We start from the raw sequence: 18,035 nt of genomic DNA, 5'->3' as shown, positions 1-18,035 counted from the left end.
ACCGGCGGGCCACTCGGGGGCGGTGTCACCAGCGCACCGGCAGCCGCTCGGGACCCCGGATGAGCAGGCCGCCGCGCCATTCGAGCCCGGCCGGGTCCGCGTCGAGCGCCAGGGCGGGGAAGCGGTCCAGCAGGCCGCGCAGCGCGATCCTGGCCTCCAGGCGGGCCAGCGGCGCGCCCAGGCAGTAGTGGATGCCGTGCCCGAAGGCGATGTGGCCCCGGGCGTCGCGGCGGATGTCGAAGCGGTCGGGGTCGGGGAAGCGCGCGGGGTCGCGGTCGGCGTCGGCGAGCGCGACCAGCACCAAGCGCCCGTCACCGGGGATCACCGTGTCGCCCACCTCGACCGGAGCGGTCGAGAAGCGGTAGGTGGGCGTCTCCACCGGGCCGTCGTAGCGCAGGATCTCCTCGACCGCGCCCTCCATCAGACCCTCCGGGTCGGCGCGCAGCGCGGCGAGCTGCTCGGGGTGGGTGAGCAGGGCCAGGACCCCGTTGGAGATCAGGTTGACCGTGGTCTCGTGGCCCGCGACCAGCAGCACCCAGGCCATGCCCAGCAGCTCCTCGGCGTTGAGCCGGTCGCCGTCCTCGTCCGCGGTGTGGATCAGGGCGCTCATCAGATCGTCGCCCGGCCGCTCGCGCTTGTCGGCGACCAGGCGGACGAGGAAGTCGTTCATCGCGTCCGCCGCGTCCGCCCTGGCCCGCGCCGACGAGGTGGACAGCGCGATGTTCGACCAGGTCCTGAACTGCTCGCGGTCCATGAAGGGCACGCCGAGCAGATCGCAGATGACCGAGATCGGCAGCGGGAAGGCCAGCGACTCCACCAGGTCGCCGCGGCGCGAGGGCTCCTTCGCCATCGCGTCCAGCATGCCGTCCGCGAGCGCCTGGACCCGCGGCGCCATCGCGTCCACCCGGCGGGGGGTGAACTCCCGCGCCACCAGCTTGCGCAGCCTGCTGTGCACCGGCGGATCGGTACTCAGCATGGACAGGCCGGACGCCACCGTCCGCACGCCCAGTTCGGGCGCCGCGTTGGACCACACCTTCGACAGCCGGGCGTCGTTGAGGAGCGCGCGGCCCGCCTCGTACCCGACGACCAGCCACGCCTCGTGGCCCTCGGGGATCACCACCCGGTGGACCGGCCCCCGCGCGCGCAGCTCCGCGTAGACCGGATACGGGTCGCGTCTGAACTCCTCGCCGAGCGCGCCGAGATCGACGACGGCGTCCGTGGTCATACGTGTCCTCCCCGGGGGACAGCGGCCGGGAGTCCGGCCGGAGGCTGGGCAGCGTGCCGAGGGGACGTTACGGCGTCACGGGCCGTCGCACCGCGTGTTCGGGGCTTCCCGCCGGGAGATCGGCGCGATCCCGCCCCTGGCCCCGGCGCGCGCCTCATCCGTATCCCGCGTGTTCTCCCGCCCCACCGCTGTCCAGGATCACCGGATACGTCTGTGACGTAGGCTTTTGTCATGGGCTCGGGCTGCGGGACAGCGCCGTGCCGAACCGAAAGTGGGCCGGAATGGACGTCGTGTACGCAGGGGGGCCGAACGTATCCGGCCGCCTGCTCGCTCGCGTCGCGCGTGTCGTGCCCTCCGCCGTGCTGGTCGGAGCGGGCTCCGCCATCGTCGGCACCGCCCCCGACGGTCACTTCGGGCTGGCCCTGGCGGTCGTGCCCTTTCTGGCCGCCGCGGTGCACTCGGTCACCGTCACCGCCGTCCTCGGCGCCCTCACCGTCGCGATGTACGCCTCGCTGCGGCACTGGCTGACCGAGGGCACCGACCTGTGGCTGGTCAAGCTGGCGTTCCTCGCCGCCTCCGCCGTGGTCGCCGTCCTGATCAGCCAGGCCAGGGTCAGGGCGCAGCAGCTCACCCGCAGCCGCGACATCGCCCTGGGGCTCCAGCAGGGTCTGCTGCCGCACAAGGTGCCGCGCAACAGCGCCGTGGACGCCAGCTACCGCTACGTGCCCGCCGACACCGCGGCGGGCGTCGGCGGCGACTGGTTCGACGTGATCCCGCTGTCCGGCACACGGGTCGCGCTCGTCATGGGGGACGTGGTGGGCCACGGCATCCACGCCGCGGCGATGATGGGGCGGCTGCGTACCGCCGTGCACACCCTCGCCGACCTCGACCTCGCGCCCGACGAACTGCTCTCCCGCATGGACGACCTGGCGGTACGCCTCGCCGACGACGACGCGGACCGCGAGCTGGGCGCCACCTGCCTGTACATGGTCTACGACCCCATCTCGCGGCAGTGCACGGTGGCCAGCGCGGGCCACACCCCGCCCGCGTTCGTCCACCCGGACGGCCGGGTGGAATTCCAGCGGCTCGCGGAGAATCCGCCGCTCGGCGTCGGCGGCACGCCCTTCGAGAGCAGCACCCTCACCCTCGACGAGGGCACGGTCGTGGCGCTCTACACCGACGGCCTGCTCGACCTTCGCCACCAGGGCACCGACGCGGCCGTCGCCGCCCTCGCGCGGGCCCTGCTGCCCGCCACCGACAGCCTCGACGCGCTGTGCGACCGCGTCTGGTCGGGGCTGCCCGCCGAACACGACGACGACGTGGCGCTGCTGCTGGCCCGCACCAGGACCCTGGACGGCGCGAACGTCGCGAGCTGGGAGTACCCCGCGCTCCCGGAGAGCGTCCCGGCCGCCCGCGCCGCTGTCATGGCCCGGCTGGAGGAGTGGGGCCTGTCCGACCACGCCTTCGCCACCGAACTGGTGGTCAGCGAACTGCTCACCAACGCCGTCACCCACGCCCGCGGCCCGGTCTCGCTCCGGCTGATCAGGGACGCGGGGCTCATCTGCGAGGTCTCCGACGGCAGCGACACCTCGCCGCACATGCGGCACGCCCAACTCCTGGACGAGGGCGGGCGCGGCCTCTACCTCATCGGGCAGCTCGCCGACCGCTGGGGGACGCGCTACAGCGAGGACGGCAAGACGATCTGGGTCGAGCAGCACGTCCCGGCCCGGGCCTGAACGGGCAGCGCCCCCCGTCGGCCGGAGCCGACGAGGGGCGCTGCGATCTCACGAACCGGTGCGGTCTACCAGCTCGTCAGACCGGCACCGTAGGGGTAGAGCGGATTCCCGTACGTCGTCGGCACCGTCTGACCGGCGTCGATCTTCGCCCGGATGTCGGCCCGCTCGGCCGCGGTGGCACCGAGGTCGTAGGGCAGGTCCCACGCCTCGTTGGCGTCCGCCTGATTGTCGCCGCCACCGGGCTTGAGCACCTGGTCGAGGCTTCTGGGCAGCTGCCAGGGCAGCTTGCCGCGCGGGGTGTAGTCGCCGAAGAGCAGGCTGGCCGTCGCCGGTCCGACCTCCTCACCGCCGCGGTAGGTCACCACGATGGCGTCGGCCAGGTTGTTCCAGTCGCTCATGACGATGGGTCGGGGCAGGGTCAGCACGACCACCACCGGAATTCCCTGGTTCTTGAAATTCTGGATGAGGGCGAGCTGGTCCGCCGGGAGATACGGCTGGGTGTCGGGCCACGAGGTGGCGTGGGTGTACGACGGTTCGCCGACCGCCACGACCGCGAGCTTCGGGGCCGGTCCGGTGTCCTGGTAGACGTTGACACCGGCCGTCGCCGCTCTCGCCTTGATCGCGTCGAGCACGGTCAGCGAGCCGTAGTCCGGGTGGAAGTAGCTGGACCAGATGCAGCACGCGGCGCCGTCGGTCGCCCGCGGACCCGCGACCACGATGTTGTCACCGGAGTTGAGCCTGATCGGCAGCACACCGTTGTTCTTCAGCAGCGTGTTGGACTCCCGCGACGCCTGGTTGGCCAGCGCCGTGTAGCTCGGCTGGTGGAAGCGGTACGGGCCGTTGACCGGGTCGCCGTACGGGTGGTCGAAGATGCCCAGCTCGAACTTGAGCTTCAGGATGCGCGTGACCGCGTCGTTGATCCGGGCCAGCGGCACGCTGTTCTCGAAGCTCGCCATGGTGAAGTCGGCAGCGCCCGGGTCGGCGCCGCCCATCACGTCGGAGCCCGCGTTGGCCGCGTTGATCCAGGCCGTCGACGGCAGCCAGTCCGTGGTGATCAGACCGGTGTAGCCGAGATTCTGCCGCAGGTAGGTGAGGATCTTCGCGCTGTCGCCCGCGCCGGGACCGCCCGGGTCGAGATACGAACTGCCCGCGTAGCCGGGCATGATGTTGACCGCGCCCGCCTCCATCGCGGCCTTGAACGGGATCATGTGGTACTTGATCGTGACCCCGTCGTAGACGATGCCGGCCTCGCCGCCCGCGCCCTCACCGGGCCAGTGCTTGACGGTGGCGAGCACCGAGCCGGGGTTCAGCTCCGGGCCGCCCTGCAAACCGGCCACCAGCGCCCGCAGTTGGGCCGCCGCCACGTCGGCGTTCTCGCCGCCGCCCTCCTGGATCCGCGGGTACAGCACCTTCGTGCCGACCTCGGCCAGCGGGGACAGCGTGCCGCGCGCGCCGACCTCCAGCTCCTCCTTGCGCTGCATGTCGCCGAGCTTGTAGTCGAGCGGATAGTCCTTGCCCGCCGCCAGGGTGCTCTGCAACGGATACGTGGTCTGGTAACCGGCGGTGGTGTCACCGGCCGAGACCGGCGGGATGCCCAGCCGGGTGGCCGCCGTGGACTTCAGGACGTTGTCCAGGTCGGCGGGTTGCGCCGGTCCGAAGTGCCAGCCGGACATCGGGTACGACTGGACGTTGTAGAACATCTGGAACGCCTTCTCCTCCAGCGTCATCCGCCCGAGGAGATCACCGACCCGCGTGTCGACCGGCAGCCGCCAGTCCTCGTACGGCTCGATGGAGCCGTCCTTGTTGAGGTCCCGCGCGCCGTTGATGATGCTGATGCCGTCGGCCGCCTGCTTGACGTCCGGCAGATAGACGCTGAACGTGCGGATGTTGGATGTCGTCTTCGCGCCCGAACCGCTGACCGAGACGACGAACCACTTGTACGTCCAGCGGTCGGTGATGTCCCAACTCGGCGTGTAGGTGGTGCCGGTGGGCTCGGCCACCTTGGTGTAGAGGTCGAGCAGATTGCCCGACGCGGTGAAGTCGTAGTCGGTGCGGCTGATGTTGAGCCACACCTCGTAGTGCGCGGCGCCGCCGACGGCCGCCCAGCTCAGCGCGGGACGCCGGGTGTTGGTGACCATGGCCTTGTCGGCCGGTGCGGACAGCGCGAACTGGTTGAGCGTGGCCGGGGCCTTGGTGGGCGCCGAGAGCAGCGGCGGGGTCGCGGTGGAGTTGTCCACCGTGCCGTAGACCTGGAACTCCCAGAGCGAGTAGCCGTATCCGGTGGCGCGGACCGTGCCGGTCAGCCGGACGTAGCGGCCCTGGCCGGTGACGGGCAGCCGCTCGATGCCGCCGGGGCCGTTGGCCGTGGTGTAGATCGGCGTCCACGCCGTGCCGTTGTCCGAGACGTCGATGTGGTAGCCCTTGCCGTACGCCGACTCCCAGTTGAGCACGATGCCGCTGATCTTGCCGATGTTGCCGAGGTCGACCTGGATCCACTCGTTGTCCGTGGAGAGGCTGGACCAGCGGGTGGTGGTACGGCCGTCGAGAGCGGCGGCCGGGGCGTTGCCGCCCTCGTACGACGAGGCCGACACCTGCTTGTAGGCGGAGATCACCGTGCCGGAGAAGTCACCGCCGCCGCCGTTGGTGGGCGGGGTGGTGGTGCCCCCGGTGCCCCCGGTGCCGCCGCCGGTCCCGCCGCTCCCGGTGGTGTACACCTGGAACTCCCAGAGGGAGTAGCCGTATCCGGTGGCGCGCGCGGTGCCGTTCATCCGGACGTAGCGCCCGGTGCCGCTGACCGTGAGGTTCTGGGTGCCGCCGGTGCCGGTGGTGGTGGAGTAGACGTCGGTCCAGGTGGTGCCGTTGTCCGAGACCTGGATCTTGAAGGCGGTCGCGTAGGCCGCCTCCCAGGTGAGACCGACCTTGCAGACCGCCTGCGAGGAGCCGAGGTCGACCTGGAGCCACTGCGGGTCACCGGCCGCGCTGGACCAGCGGGTGCCCGCGTTGCCGTCGACGGCCGCGGAGGCGGGGGTGCCCGCGTTCTCCGTGGAGGACGCCGTGGCCGGGCGGTTGAGCGCGGCGTTGGTGGTGCCGCAGGTGCCGCCCGCGGCTCCGGTCGAGCCGTAGACCTGGAACTCCCAGAGGGAGTAGCCGTATCCGGTGGCGCGCGCGGTGCCGTACATCCGGACATAGCGCCCGGAAGCGTTTACGGAAAGGGTCTGCTTTCCGCCGGGTCCCGTCATGGTCGAGTAGGCGTCGGTCCAGGTCGTGCCGGTGTCGGAGACCTGGATCTTGAAGGCGGTGGCGTACGCGGTCTCCCAGTTGAGGCTGACCGAGCTGATGGTCGCCGACGCGCCGAGGTCGACCTGGAGCCACTGCGGGTCACCGGCCGCGCTGGACCAGCGGGTGCCGACGTCGCCGTCGACGGCGGCCGAGGCGGGGGTGCCCGCGTTCTCGGTCGAGGAGGCGGTGGCGGTCTTGCCCTGGGACAGCAGGGTGTCGGCCGCGTGCGCGGTACCGGTCGTGGTGCCGATGGCACCGCCGGTCGCCAGGGCCGCCGCGAGGGCGACGGCCACCAGCGGTCTGCGCCGTCTGACGGACCTCAGGAATGTGGACAGGAGGCTCATGTGCATCTCCACGTGGGGGTGTGATGACTCTGATCACCGTGGAGGCCGTCGCCGGACGGGCGACGGGCGGCAGGCGGCGGCATCCACGGTGGCGGCTGCGAATTGCTCCGGACTCGTCGCACAATGGCCGGAGATGACGGCGGAGAGCGCTCTCCGTGGGAGTCTCTTGCAACGCCTGAACAGTGTCAATCCCCGTGACAGCGCCGGAGCCAACGCCCGTATGGATAACGGTTTTTGGGGTCGGAGTCGGCCTGTTTTCCGGATCGCGGCGGGTCCGGTTCAGCGGACGGCGGGGTGGTTCGCGAGCTGTCCGAGGATCAACTCGGCCAGCAGGTCGGGACGTTGCTCCGGCAGCCAGTGCGTGCCGCCGACGAGCGGGTGGAAGGCGTAAGGTCCCGCCGCCCAGCGTTCGGTCAGCCACGCCGACCGCGCGCTGATCACGGCGTCCGCCGTTCCCCACACGAACAGCGTGGGAACCGACACCGGCGCGGCCCGCAGCCCGCGGGCCGCCTCGCGGGGGAGCGCCCGGTACCAGCCGAGCGCGCCGGTCAGCGCGGCCCGGTCGGTCACGAACCGCCGCGCGTACCCGAGGGCCGTCGCCTCCTCCAGGCCGAGCCGGCGCAGCCAGCGCGCCCCGGTGTGCCCGCGGTCGTGGGTGATCACCGCCTCGGGCAGCCAGGGGAGTTGGAAGAAGAGCAGATACCAGGAGAGCAGGGCCTGACGGCTGGTCAGCAGCGACCGGCCCAGGGCGGCCGGGTGCGGCATCGACACGGCGGTCAGTGACGCGACCCGGTCCGGCGCCCGCTCGGCGAGCGCCCAGGCCACACTGCCTCCCCAGTCGTGCCCGACGACATGCGCGCGCTCCAGGCCCGCCGCGTCCAGCAGGCCGAGGACGTCCTCGACCAGCAGCGGCAGCCGGTAGTCGCGCGCCCGGCGCGGGCGGGCGCCGGGGGCGTACCCGCGCTGGAGCGGGGCGAGCGTCCGTACACCCGCCGCGCCCAGCGCCCGCGCGACCCGCGTCCAGCACGCCGGGCCCGCGGGGAAGCCGTGCAGCAGCACCACGGGCTCGCCGTCGCGCGGCCCCGCGTCGCCGACCGGGAACTCCCAGCCGCCGGAGCGGAACGACCTCATCGGCGCCGCCCGCCGACGGACCGGTCGGCGGCCCCGACGAGGGGCAGGCGGACCGCGGTGCTCCCGGCGGGCGCAGGGGCGGTGTCCGCCGCCGCGTGCAGCCGGGGTCCGGCCTTGGCGAGGAAGGAGGTCATCGGCGTCACCGAGTTGTCCTCGATCAGGTCCCCGAGCACGGCGTCGGCCCGCGCGAGCCGGTCGGCGTACACCGGGTCGCGCAGCAGCGGGCCGAACACGTCGAGCCACTGGCCGAGGCCGAGCAGGTCGATGCCCGGCGGACGCCACAGCGTGGGCATCGTCAGCCGCGCGGTCCCGCGCGCGCCCGGCTCCTCCAGCAGGATCAGCGCACACTTGCGGTAGAACTTCATGTGGTGCGACTCCTGGCGCGCGATCGCCTTCAGCAGATCGTCGAGTGCCGGATCTCCCACCAATTCGCCGATCCGCCGGTAGGTCGTCAGCGCGATGTACTCCTGCATCGCGCCCAGAACGCAGTACATCGCCTGGATGTGCGGCATGAGCAGACCGGCCGCGTACAGCGTCGGCCAGGTCACCAGTGCGCGGATGTGACGGGTGTTGCGACGCACCGCCGACGGTTTCCTCGGAGTGCCGAGCGCCGAAGCGGCGGCGCGCAGCGCGTAACCGTGCTCGGCCTCCTCCGCCAGCCACAGGATGTTGAACTGCGCGAGCGCGTTCGCCCGGTCGCCCCGGATCGCGTGCACCTTTCTGCGCATCAGCGCGGAATCGGTCTCGACGGCCGCGAGCGCGTACAGCATCGAGGCGAAGGTGTCGTTCCCGGTACGGCGGACGGCCGCGACTCGCGAGCGCCATTGCACCGGTCCCCAGGTGAGCGCGTAGGCGTCGAAGACTTCCTGGAGCTGGTTTTCCTGGTCTTTGCGCATGAATCCCCCAGACGGATGTGGAGCGGGCTGTTCGGTGCGACCGAGTCCGTGCGAAGTGACGTCGGGCCGGCGCCAAGTGATGGCGGGCCGACGAGAAGTGACGGCTGGTCAGTACCAGACGAGGAAAAGGGAGTAGACGCCACCGGCGGTGGCGAGGAGATTCGCGGCGGCCAGCACGATGTCGCGCGGCCGGTTGAAGGGAAAGGACCGGATGTCGCGGACGCGGGCCAGGCGCCCGCTCAGCGCCTCGCACTCGGTGAAGTAGCGGCCCGCCGCCAGCAGAGCGGCGCGGTCGGCCTCCAGCCGCCGCAGCGCGATCCGCAGCCGGGCCTCCTCGCGCCGCTTGAATCCCCGGACCCAGCGCCGGGTGAGCAGCAGCGGCAGCCCGGTGTAGACGGGCAGCGCGAGCAGCCACTGGCCGACCACCGGGATCAGCACCACGACGCTGCACGGGAACGGCAGCGAGATGCCCACCGCGATCAGGGCGAAGCCGTGCAGGGCCATCGAGGTGTAGGTCGGCACCAGGACGGCGCGGGCGCGGCCCCAGCCGAAACTGCCGTCGGCGTTGGCCGGGTCGACGCCGTAGTGCAGGTCGCCGCGGAGCCGCCACAGGCACAGCAGTACGCGGCTGCCCGCGCAGTTCATGACCGCGATCCAGTAGACGCCCGCGGTGCCCACCGTGAGGTAGACGATGGCGCCGACCGGCGAGGTCTGCCAGCTCGCCCACCAGTTGGCGTACGCGGCCCTGCCCCAGGCGTGCGCCTGTCCGGCGGGCGCCAGCGCGTAGTAGATGCCCAGGCGTTTCTCGCTGAGCGAGATGACGAAGACGCAGACGAACGAACCGACGATCATGATCGGCGCCAGATTCCTTATTCGGCGAAATCGCAGATTGGTCCGGTCGATCTCGGCGTGGATCCGCGCCCGCGCGGCGGCGTTCGCCGGGACGGTGAGCGATCCGTCGCGTTCCATTCCCGGCAGCAGGTTCTCAAAGGCGGACCACTGCCGCTGGACGAGGGCCGGGGTGATCAGCAGGATGACGATCGCGCTCAGCGAGAGCAGGTCGCGCAGGAGCGGAAACCGATTTCCCGCCGACGCGTGCCGTCGGCAGTCCGGCCGGTCGAACCTGAGGAATTGGGCCAGGTCGGAACAGAGCTGCCCGCCCAGGTGCGGCATGGTCACCGCGCCGTACAGACCGGAGAACTCGAAGAGCAGGACGATGGTCACGACGGGAATTCCGCAGAGCCAGAGCCATCGGCGAGGGCTCGCGTTGATCCGTGACAGCAGAATGGGTTCCGCGGTGAAGATGTCGAATGTCTTTCCGGCAAGAGCCAGGCTGGTAGCCATGGGCGTCCCTGTCTCGGGTGGTGCGTGGCGCTTGTTGCGTGTTCCTGTGCGAAATTCCGTGCCGAATTGTCGGGTGAGGCGCTGTGCGCACAGCGTGTTCCGGGCGCGCGCCCCCTTTGTGCGCCCCGGCGATCCGGCTCGCCCTCCCGCGACTGGCCGGATTATGGCGACAGTACGGTCGGCCGGGTCTAATGTGACTGCGCGTTGCGCGGGCCGGGGGGCACTGCAATAAATACGCGACGCGTAGGGATCACCGGGGTGGCGATGGCGAACAGCACGCGTGGGCGGCCGTACGGATCGGTCGGACGGCGGCGGTCGGCCGTCCCCGCGCGTGCCCCGCTGCCGACGACCCAGGACCGCGCCGCGTGGCTGCTGCGGGTCAACCGGCTCTACGGCCGCGAACCGCGCTGGGCGAAGGGCGACTCCTTCGCCCGCTCCTTCCACGGCGGCTCCTGGCCCGCGCAGGTGAGCGTCAGCTCCATCTCCCGCTGGGAGACCGGCGTGACGAGGGTCGGCCATTCCGCGGTCCGCCGCTACGAGCAGTTACTCGGCCTGCCGCCGGGCCAGTTGACCGCCACCACCGACATCCTCCACCGGTACGCGGCCCCGTCCGCCGGAGCCGTACCGCTGCTGGCCCGCGCGCCGGGCGATCTCGGCGCGGCGGAACGGCGGGTCGACACCCTCCTGGACCGCGCCCTGGACGACGCGCCGGTCACCGGCGCCGATTGGGACGAGTTGACCGTGCTGCTCGTCCTCCACCCCCAACTGCGGCTGCGCTCACGGGACTGGACGGCCCTGGCCGAACGCCTGCTCACCGAGTCGCTGGTCTCCGACGGCCTGGCCTGGCAGCAGCGGCACGAGGCGCTGAACCGGGTGCTCGGCCACCCCTCGGGTCAGGTGGCGGCGGTCTCGGCGTGCATCGCCTGGGCGGCGGACGCCCACAACCAGGTCTTCCTCGAACCGGTCTGCCTCCTGGACTCCAGCGCGCACCCGGACGCGGCCTCTGGCGTGCTCGCCCAACTGGCCAGGCCCACCAACGACAGCGCCTTCCTCGGCGCGCTGCTGGCCTGCGTCCGCAAGGTCCGGCTCCAGCACTTCGACCGGCCGCAGTCGGCCGTGCTCGCCCGGCTGGTCAAGCAGGTGGCGTACGACGCCGACGGGCGCCAGGCGGAGGAACGCGCGCTCGCCGCGGTCGTGTCGCGCATGCTGGACGGCGCGCCGCCGTCGCTCCCGGCCCGTACCCGTACCGGTGCCGGGGAGCGGTACGGCTCCGACATCGCCGCCCGCGTCACCGCCTCCGCCCTGTCGGCCGTCTCCCGCGAGATCCCGCGCTTCACGGACCCGCTGCTGCCCCTGCTGGTCCGCGAGATGCTGCTGCACCCGGTCTTCGACATGCGCCTGTACGCGGCCATGATGGTCGCGGCCACCCCCTACCGGGCGCCGGTGGCCGCCGCGATGTCGTACGAGCTGTCCCGGCTGGCCGTCGCTCGCGATGTCACGCTCGCCGGGCGGCTGCTCGAAGCCCTGCGGATCGTCGGGGGTACGGCGGAACGGCCGCTGGTCCAGCGGCTGGCGCTCGCTCCCACCCTGCCGGAGGCGGTGGTCAGGGCCGCCACGTCGGCGCTCGCGCACATGGGCGGGGTCAGCCCGCGGTCCTTCTGGGAGAACGCGCTGGCGCTGACCCCCGCCGCCGGCGGCGCCTCCCGCCCGGCCGGTGGGCGCGCGGCCTCCGCCGCCGTCTACGGGCTCGGCATCAGCGGCGAGACCGATCTCCTGCGGCGGGTCTCCGGCGACCTGCGCATCCCCTCCAAGACCCGCGCCGCGGCGTCCTGGTGGCTGCGGCTGCCGTCGCGGGTCAGGGCCGGCGGCGCCGCGAAGCGGGCGTGACCGCCGCCGCGACGGACGGCCGCCGCCGGGAACGGGGTTCCCGGAGGCGGCCGTTGGGGGACGGGAGCGGAAGCGTGGCCCCTGCCCGTGTGCTCAGCCCTTGCTGGAGCCCAGCGACAGACCGGCGATGAACTGCTTCTGGAGCAGGATGTAGACCACCAGCGTCGGCACCGCCGCGATCATCGCGGCGGCGGCGATGAGATTCTGGTTGGAGACGAACTGCCCCTGGAGATTGGCCAGTGCCGAGGTGACCGGGCGTTTGTCGCCCGACGACATCAAGGTGATGGCCCAGAAGAAGTCGTTGTAGATCCAGGTCGTCAGCAGCGTCGCCAGCGCCGCGAGCGCCGGACGGCACAGCGGCAGGGTGAGCTTCCAGTACCGGGTCCACAGCCCCGCGCCGTCGACCAGCGCGGCCTCGTACATCTCGTCGGGGATCGACTTCATGTAGTTGCTCAGCACGAAGACGCAGAAGCCCAGTTGGAAGGCCACGTTGATGACGATGAGGCCGAAGACCGAGTTGTACATCAGGCCGCTGCCGCTGAGGAAGCCGGGCAGCGAGATCTTCAGGTAGATCCGGTACAGCGGGGTGATGATGACCTGCTGGGGGAGCAGGTTGCCCGCCGTGAAGAGGATCAGCAGCGCGATGTTGAGCTTGACGTTGACCCGGGTCAGCACGAAGGCCACACCGGACGCCAGCGCCAGCACGACGATCACCGCCGGAACGGTGATGAGCACCGAGTTCCAGAAGAAGTGCTTCATGTCCGACTGGGTCCACGCGTCGGTGAAGTTCTTGAACGTCAGGTGGTGCGGCAGCGAGACATAGCCGTACTTGCGGGTGTCGGAGTACGGGCGGACGGCCACGTACAGCGCGAAGGCGATCGGCAGCAGCCAGAGGACCGAGGCGCAGATCAGGAAGATCTGCGAGGCGATCTGGCCCCAGGGGCGCGGCTTCCCGGGGCCCGGGGGCCGCGCGGCGGGTTCGGTGTGCAGCCGCGGCAGGGTATCGGTGGTCATCGCGATTCCTCACGGCTGAACGTCTGGTACAGGAAGACGCTGATCGGCACCAGCGAGATCACCAGCAGCACCACGCCCAGCGCGGAGCCGAAGCCGACCCGTTGGGTCTCCCCGACGATGTTGGAGGTGACCAGGACCGAGAGCAGCTCCAGGCCGTTGATGCCCTTGTTGGTGATGTACACCAGGTCGAAGGCGCGCAACGACTCGATGACGGTGACCACCATGATGACGATGTTGATCGGACGCATCACGGGGAAGATCACCCGCCAGAAGGTCTGCCAGGCGTTGGCGCCGTCGACCAGGGCCGCTTCGCGCAGCGTCGGGTCCACGGCCTTGAGCCCGGCGAGGTACAGCACCATGACGTATCCGGCCTGCCGCCAGGTGGCCTCGACCAGGACCGACCACAGGTTCAGGTGTGGATTGCCGAGCCAGTCGATGGCGTTGTCGTTGCCGTTGCGCCCGATGACGGTGTTGATCAGTCCGAAGTTCTGCGAGTACATGAACTCCCAGATGATGCCGACCAGCGCCAGGGAGAGCATCACGGGCAGGAAGAGGATGCTCTGGTACATCCGGCTGCCCCGGATGCCGCGGTCGATGAGGACGGCGAAGAGCATGCCCAGCGGTGTGGCGATCAGGACGAAGACGGCCAGCCAGATCAGATTGTGCCGGACGGCGGGCCAGAACTCCGGGTAGATCGTGGCGGCCTGGTGGTAGTTCTGGACGCCGTACACACAGCCGTTGTTGAGGATCGACGGCAGATTCGGCTGGCAGGTCTTGGTGTGCAGACTGCCGACGCCGTTCCACTTGGTGAACGACAGCAGCACCGTGCCGAGCGCCGGGAACCAGACGAAGACCAGGTCGAGCAGGAGCGGTATGCCCAGCAGGAGCGCGACGACCACGCGGTCGCGCGCACTCAGCCTGCGTATGCCCCGGCGGCGGCGGACCTTCGGCGTGGCCGTGGTTTCCGCCGCCGCCGGGGCGGGCGTCTGGGGGGAACTCATCAGGAGTAGATCGCCTTCGCCTGGGCCTCGGCGCTCTTCTGGAGGCCGGCGATGTTGCCCGTGCTCGGGTCGTCGATGAACTTCTGGATGATCGAGATCATCGCGGTGGCCATCGCCGGGTCGGCGTCGCGGTCCATGAACTGCGCCACCGCCTTGCACTTGGCGATCTCGGCGACCGACTTCTTCTGGATCGCGTTGTACGTCGGCACCTGGAGGCCGGTGGCCAGGCCGACATCCCACTGGTCGGTCTTGAGGAAGTCCGACTCGGCCTGCCCGGTGCCGATGTACTCCAGGATCGCCTTGGCCGCGTCGGGGTTCTTGGCCTTCTTGCTGAGCATGAAGCCGTCGGTCGGCGCGTCCATGTAGTCCTGGCCGTAGGACGGGTTGATCGCGGGGAAGGTGAAGAAGTCCAGGTCGGCGAGGTCGGCCTTGTCCGAGACGTACTGCGCGGCCACCTGGTTGGTGCCCTGGAACATCATCCCGGCCTTCTTGGTCTCCAGGGTCTTGGCCGCGTCCTGCCAGATCCGCCCGTTGGCGCCGGTCTGCGTGTACGGCAGGATCTCGGCCCAGTGCTGGAAGACCGTGTGCACGCCCTGGTCGGTCCACGGGATCTCGTGCTTCATCAACTTGGTGTGGTAGTCGTACCCGTTGATCCGCATGTTCAGGATGTCGAAGGTGCCGAGGGCGGGCCAGCCGTCCTTGTCGCCGAAGGCGATCGGGATGATGCCGTCGCCCTTCATCTTCTTGGCGAGCGCCACGTAGGCGTCCCAGGTGGTGGGCACGGAGTAGCCCTTGGCCGCGAACTGGCTCTTGTTGTAGAAGACCACCCACGGGTAGTTGTACAGCGGCACCAGGTACTGGTGGCCGTCGAGGCCGGTGGAGAGTTTCTTGGCCGCGTCGCCGAAGTTGCCGCCGATCTTGTCCCACACGTCGTCCAGCGGCTGGGCCAGGCCCTGCGCGGCGAAGTACTGCATGCGGTAGCCCGCGAACCAGGTGAACAGGTCGTCCGGGGTGCCCTGGAGATAGCTGGTGATGTTCTCCTGGAACGTGTTGTGGTCGACCGTGTTGATCTTGACCTGCGCCTTGGTGCTCGCGGCGGCGGCGGTGGTGAGGGCCGCGAAGGCGGCCTTCGGCGCGGAGTCGGAGTAGTTGGACCCGAAGGTCACCGTGCCGCCGACCTTGCCGCCGGAGGCGCTGGGGCTGCCCTTGTCCTTGGAGTCCTTGGAGTCGCTGCCGCAGGCCGTCAGCAGGCCGCCGGAGACGACGGCGAGACCGGCCGCGCCCGCGACGCCTCTGAGCACGTTTCTGCGCGACGGCGACGTACCGCTGTCCAGGCCGCTTCCCGCTGTGCTGCTTCCCGTTGATTCGACGTCCGACATGGTGCCTCCATGTGTGTGTGGCCGTTCCGGGTGCGGTAGGCGAGCGATGGCGGAGTGGACGTTTCTGGAGGGCCTGTAGCCTATCGATTTCCAACAGAAGTCACCAAGATGAAACGCCATCTCAACCGCAGGGGTAGTTCTACGCCAGATACCCAGGAGCGTCAACGCCCCATTACGGATGCGTTGCCGGACCGTGATGTGCAGGTAGCGTGCTGATTGGCCGCCCAATTCCGTTGCCGCCCCGCATGAGAGGGACGGTTCAGGGTAGCGGTCGGATCGTGGCAGCTCGGAGGCGGTCCGAGCACGATCGAACCGGATGGAACAACATGCACCAAAGGGGCAACGGGCCCTGAAGATCCATCTCTTCTAATGTTTGATATTGCGTGCTTCCGACGTCATGGCCGAGTCGCGGGGGCGCGCGCCCGGTGAACTCGACATCCGCGCGCCCGAATTGCCGGAGATAGCGGTAAAGTTCGGGCATCACGCGATGATCGGCAATGATCGCCAACACCGGACGAGATCGTTCCGGAAGTCCACCGGCCCGTTTTGCTCCGGTCGTGTGGCTGCCCTGTGTGGCCGGACGATGCCAGGCTGTCCCCATGATGGGCTACATCCCCGAGGAAACGACCAGCTTCGAGGGGCGACAGGAGGAGTTGGCGCGGTTGGACACCGCGCTCGCGACCCACCGGCTGGTCACACTCACCGGTGCGGGCGGCGTCGGCAAGACCCGTATCGCGCAGCGCTCCGCCGCCCGCACCGCGCAGCGGGCCGCGCCGCGGTTCCCCGACGGGGTGTGGTGGGCCGACCTGTCGGCCCTGGAGAACGCCGAGTTGCTGCTGGCCACCGTCTCGGACGCGGTCGACCTCTCCGATCACTCACCGCGCATGCCGGTGGAAGCGCTGTGCGAATGGCTCGCGGACAAGCGCCTGTTACTGGTCCTGGACTCCTGCGAGCACCTGGTCGACGAGTGCGCGCACCTGGTCGGCGAACTGCTCACCTCCGCGCCGGGGCTGACCGTACTGACCACCAGCAGGCGCCCGTTGAACCTGGTGGGCGAGGAACTGACCGAAGTGGGGCCGCTGGACGGCGACGGCGCCGACGCTCTCGCGCTGTTCACCCGGCGCGTGACCGACTCCGACCCCGACGCCCTCGCGGGCCCCGGCGCCGCCCGCGCCGCCGCAGAGATCTGCCGCCGCCTCGAAGGCATCCCGCTGGCACTGGAGTTGGCCGCGGCCCAGGTCGGCCCCTCCACCGTCGAGGACGTCTCCTCCCGGCTCGGCTTCCGCTTCGACGTGCTGGCCCGCGCCGACTTCGTCTGGCCGCCGCGGCACCGCACCCTGCGCACCACCATCGGCTGGAGCCACGAACTGTGCGCGCCGGTCGAGCGGTTGCTGTGGGCCCGGCTCACCGTCTTCCGCGGCTCCTTCGACCTCACCGCCGCGCGCGCGGTGACCTCCGGCGGCCCGCTGGCCGAACACGCCGTCGCCGCCACCCTGGAGCGCCTCGTGGCCCAGTCCGTGGTCCGCAGGGACGGCCACCGCTACCGGATGCTCGACACCATCCGCGAGTACGGCCAGGAGTGGCTGCGCGAACTGGGCGAGCAACACACCCTGGCCGACCGGCACGCCGGGCACTTCCTGGAACTGGCCCGGCGCGCCGACGCCCTGTGGTCGAGCAGCGAACAGGCCCGCTGCTACCGGCAGATAGACGACGTCCACACCGACCTGCGCACCGCGCTCGACCACCTGCTGGCCACCGAGCCCGCCCGCGCCGCCGAACTCGCCGGACTGCTCTGCTTCTTCTGGACCTGCTGCGGCCATCTCAAGGAAGCCCGCGGCTACTTGGAGCGCGCGCTGATGGCGCACGACACCCAGGGCCCTGAACGCACCCGCGCGCTGTGCGCGCTGGGAGTGACCATCACTCTCCAGGGCGACTACCCCTCGGCGCTCCAGGTCAGCGAACTGGCCACGCGGGCCGCCGCGTACGACGGGGACAAGGAGGCGCAGTTCGCCGCCGCGTACCTGTCCGGGCTGCTGGCCCTGCTCACCGGCCGCGCCGAGGACGCCCGCGACACCGTGGACGCGGCGCTGGCCGCCGTACCGGGCTGGGCCTTCGACTCGCCCTCCCGGCTGCGCTGCCACCTCGTCGCGGTCTTCGCGCTCACCGGCCTCGGCCGGCTCCCCGAGGCGCGGGCGCGGGCCCGCGAACTGCGTCAGCACTGCGCCCAGCTCGGCGAGGTCTGGACGCTGTCCTACCTGGAGTACCAACTCGCGCTGATCGCGCTGTTCCAGTCGGCGCCGCACGAGGCCGCGGGACACGCCCGCACCATGCTGGAGAGCAAGCGGCTGCTCGGCGACGCCTTCGGGATCGCGCTCGGCCTCGACCTGCTGGCCGCCGCGCTGGCCGCCGAGGGCAGGGGCGAGCAGGCGGCCACCGTCTACGGCGTCGGCGAGTCGTACTGGCGCAGCGTCGGGCACCCGCAGCGCGGCACGCCGGAGTTGCGCGGGGTGCGCGAGCAGTGCGAGGCGACCGCCCGCGCTCTGGTCGGCGACGCCGCGTACGACAGGGCGTACCGGCGCGGCGCCACGGAGTACGGCCGCACCGCGCTGGCCGCCGCTCTCGCCGAAGAGCCCCCGGCGCAACGCTGACCGCCGTGACCCGGCGGGTGTGACGCGTGACACGGGTCGCCGCCGTGGAGACGGCGCGTTGGCCGATACTGATCGGTAACGAATATCGTGTGTTCCCGGAGCCGACTCCGGCGCTTCACGTTATCGCATTGATGTCAATTGCCCTTTCGGC

11 protein-coding genes are annotated in these 18,035 nt (G+C 70.7%); 3 read left to right on the top strand and 8 right to left on the bottom strand.

What is annotated here, in order from left to right:
- Window positions 1-25: 25 nt before the first annotated feature.
- Window positions 26-1,225: a cytochrome P450 family protein gene (locus ACZ4EF_RS08730; protein ID WP_467503504.1), complete on the bottom strand. Its 1,200-nt coding sequence runs from the start codon at window positions 1,223-1,225 to the stop codon at window positions 26-28.
- A gap of 281 nt (window positions 1,226-1,506) precedes the next feature.
- Between ACZ4EF_RS08730 and ACZ4EF_RS08725 the strand changes: the two genes are divergently transcribed.
- Entirely contained in the window at window positions 1,507-2,961 is a 1,455-nt protein-coding gene (locus tag ACZ4EF_RS08725; protein WP_401308339.1) for an ATP-binding SpoIIE family protein phosphatase, read from the top strand.
- Between the two features lie 65 nt (window positions 2,962-3,026).
- Here the strand turns inward: ACZ4EF_RS08725 and ACZ4EF_RS08720 are convergent, their stop codons facing one another.
- From ACZ4EF_RS08720 to ACZ4EF_RS08705, 4 genes are all read right to left on the bottom strand, one after another.
- A complete protein-coding gene (locus ACZ4EF_RS08720) occupies window positions 3,027-6,584 on the bottom strand; it encodes a discoidin domain-containing protein (RefSeq protein ID WP_467503502.1) in 3,558 nt (1,185 codons plus the stop codon).
- A gap of 279 nt (window positions 6,585-6,863) precedes the next feature.
- Window positions 6,864-7,715, bottom strand: a complete 852-nt coding sequence (locus ACZ4EF_RS08715; protein ID WP_401856528.1) for an alpha/beta fold hydrolase — start codon at window positions 7,713-7,715, stop codon at window positions 6,864-6,866.
- On the bottom strand, window positions 7,712-8,611 hold the full coding sequence (locus ACZ4EF_RS08710) for an acyl-ACP desaturase (protein WP_467503500.1): 900 nt from the start codon (window positions 8,609-8,611) through the stop codon (window positions 7,712-7,714). Before ACZ4EF_RS08710 ends, ACZ4EF_RS08715 begins: the two co-directional genes overlap by 4 nt.
- Before the next feature lie 108 nt (window positions 8,612-8,719).
- Window positions 8,720-9,955, bottom strand: coding sequence for a hypothetical protein (locus ACZ4EF_RS08705; RefSeq protein ID WP_391045830.1), 1,236 nt, complete (start codon window positions 9,953-9,955; stop codon window positions 8,720-8,722).
- Between the two features lie 264 nt (window positions 9,956-10,219).
- On the opposite strand from ACZ4EF_RS08705, the gene ACZ4EF_RS08700 reads away from it, so the two are divergent.
- Window positions 10,220-11,842, top strand: coding sequence for a serine/threonine-protein kinase (locus ACZ4EF_RS08700; protein WP_467503498.1), 1,623 nt, complete (start codon window positions 10,220-10,222; stop codon window positions 11,840-11,842).
- Between the two features lie 93 nt (window positions 11,843-11,935).
- Here ACZ4EF_RS08700 and ACZ4EF_RS08695 read toward each other — a convergent pair whose 3' ends face one another.
- The 3 genes from ACZ4EF_RS08695 to ACZ4EF_RS08685 are packed head-to-tail and all read right to left on the bottom strand — an operon-like array spanning window position 11,936 to window position 15,158.
- Window positions 11,936-12,856 (bottom strand): carbohydrate ABC transporter permease, encoded by a 921-nt coding sequence (locus ACZ4EF_RS08695; RefSeq protein WP_467503496.1) that lies wholly within the window; start codon window positions 12,854-12,856, stop codon window positions 11,936-11,938.
- On the bottom strand, window positions 12,853-13,857 hold the full coding sequence (locus ACZ4EF_RS08690) for a carbohydrate ABC transporter permease (RefSeq protein WP_355341711.1): 1,005 nt from the start codon (window positions 13,855-13,857) through the stop codon (window positions 12,853-12,855). Before ACZ4EF_RS08690 ends, ACZ4EF_RS08695 begins: the two co-directional genes overlap by 4 nt.
- A complete protein-coding gene (locus ACZ4EF_RS08685) occupies window positions 13,857-15,158 on the bottom strand; it encodes an ABC transporter substrate-binding protein (protein ID WP_391046202.1) in 1,302 nt (433 codons plus the stop codon). Before ACZ4EF_RS08685 ends, ACZ4EF_RS08690 begins: the two co-directional genes overlap by 1 nt.
- Before the next feature lie 677 nt (window positions 15,159-15,835).
- On the opposite strand from ACZ4EF_RS08685, the gene ACZ4EF_RS08680 reads away from it, so the two are divergent.
- Window positions 15,836-17,884, top strand: a complete 2,049-nt coding sequence (locus ACZ4EF_RS08680) for an ATP-binding protein (protein WP_467503493.1) — start codon at window positions 15,836-15,838, stop codon at window positions 17,882-17,884.
- Window positions 17,885-18,035: the final 151 nt, after the last annotated feature.

Source organism: Streptomyces sp. NPDC025721 (assembly GCF_055558595.1).
The sequence above is the reverse complement of the archived record's forward strand: the minus strand, read 5'-3'. Positions and strand labels throughout refer to the sequence as shown.

Coding starts and splice junctions, on each gene's coding strand:
- ACZ4EF_RS08730 (WP_467503504.1), bottom strand. CDS start 1,225: ATGACCACGGACGCCGTCGTCGATCTCGGCGCGCTCGGCGAGGAGTTC.
- ACZ4EF_RS08725 (WP_401308339.1), top strand. CDS start 1,507: ATGGACGTCGTGTACGCAGGGGGGCCGAACGTATCCGGCCGCCTGCTC.
- ACZ4EF_RS08720 (WP_467503502.1), bottom strand. CDS start 6,584: ATGAGCCTCCTGTCCACATTCCTGAGGTCCGTCAGACGGCGCAGACCG.
- ACZ4EF_RS08715 (WP_401856528.1), bottom strand. CDS start 7,715: ATGAGGTCGTTCCGCTCCGGCGGCTGGGAGTTCCCGGTCGGCGACGCG.
- ACZ4EF_RS08710 (WP_467503500.1), bottom strand. CDS start 8,611: ATGCGCAAAGACCAGGAAAACCAGCTCCAGGAAGTCTTCGACGCCTAC.
- ACZ4EF_RS08705 (WP_391045830.1), bottom strand. CDS start 9,955: ATGGCTACCAGCCTGGCTCTTGCCGGAAAGACATTCGACATCTTCACC.
- ACZ4EF_RS08700 (WP_467503498.1), top strand. CDS start 10,220: ATGGCGAACAGCACGCGTGGGCGGCCGTACGGATCGGTCGGACGGCGG.
- ACZ4EF_RS08695 (WP_467503496.1), bottom strand. CDS start 12,856: ATGACCACCGATACCCTGCCGCGGCTGCACACCGAACCCGCCGCGCGG.
- ACZ4EF_RS08690 (WP_355341711.1), bottom strand. CDS start 13,857: ATGAGTTCCCCCCAGACGCCCGCCCCGGCGGCGGCGGAAACCACGGCC.
- ACZ4EF_RS08680 (WP_467503493.1), top strand. CDS start 15,836: ATGATGGGCTACATCCCCGAGGAAACGACCAGCTTCGAGGGGCGACAG.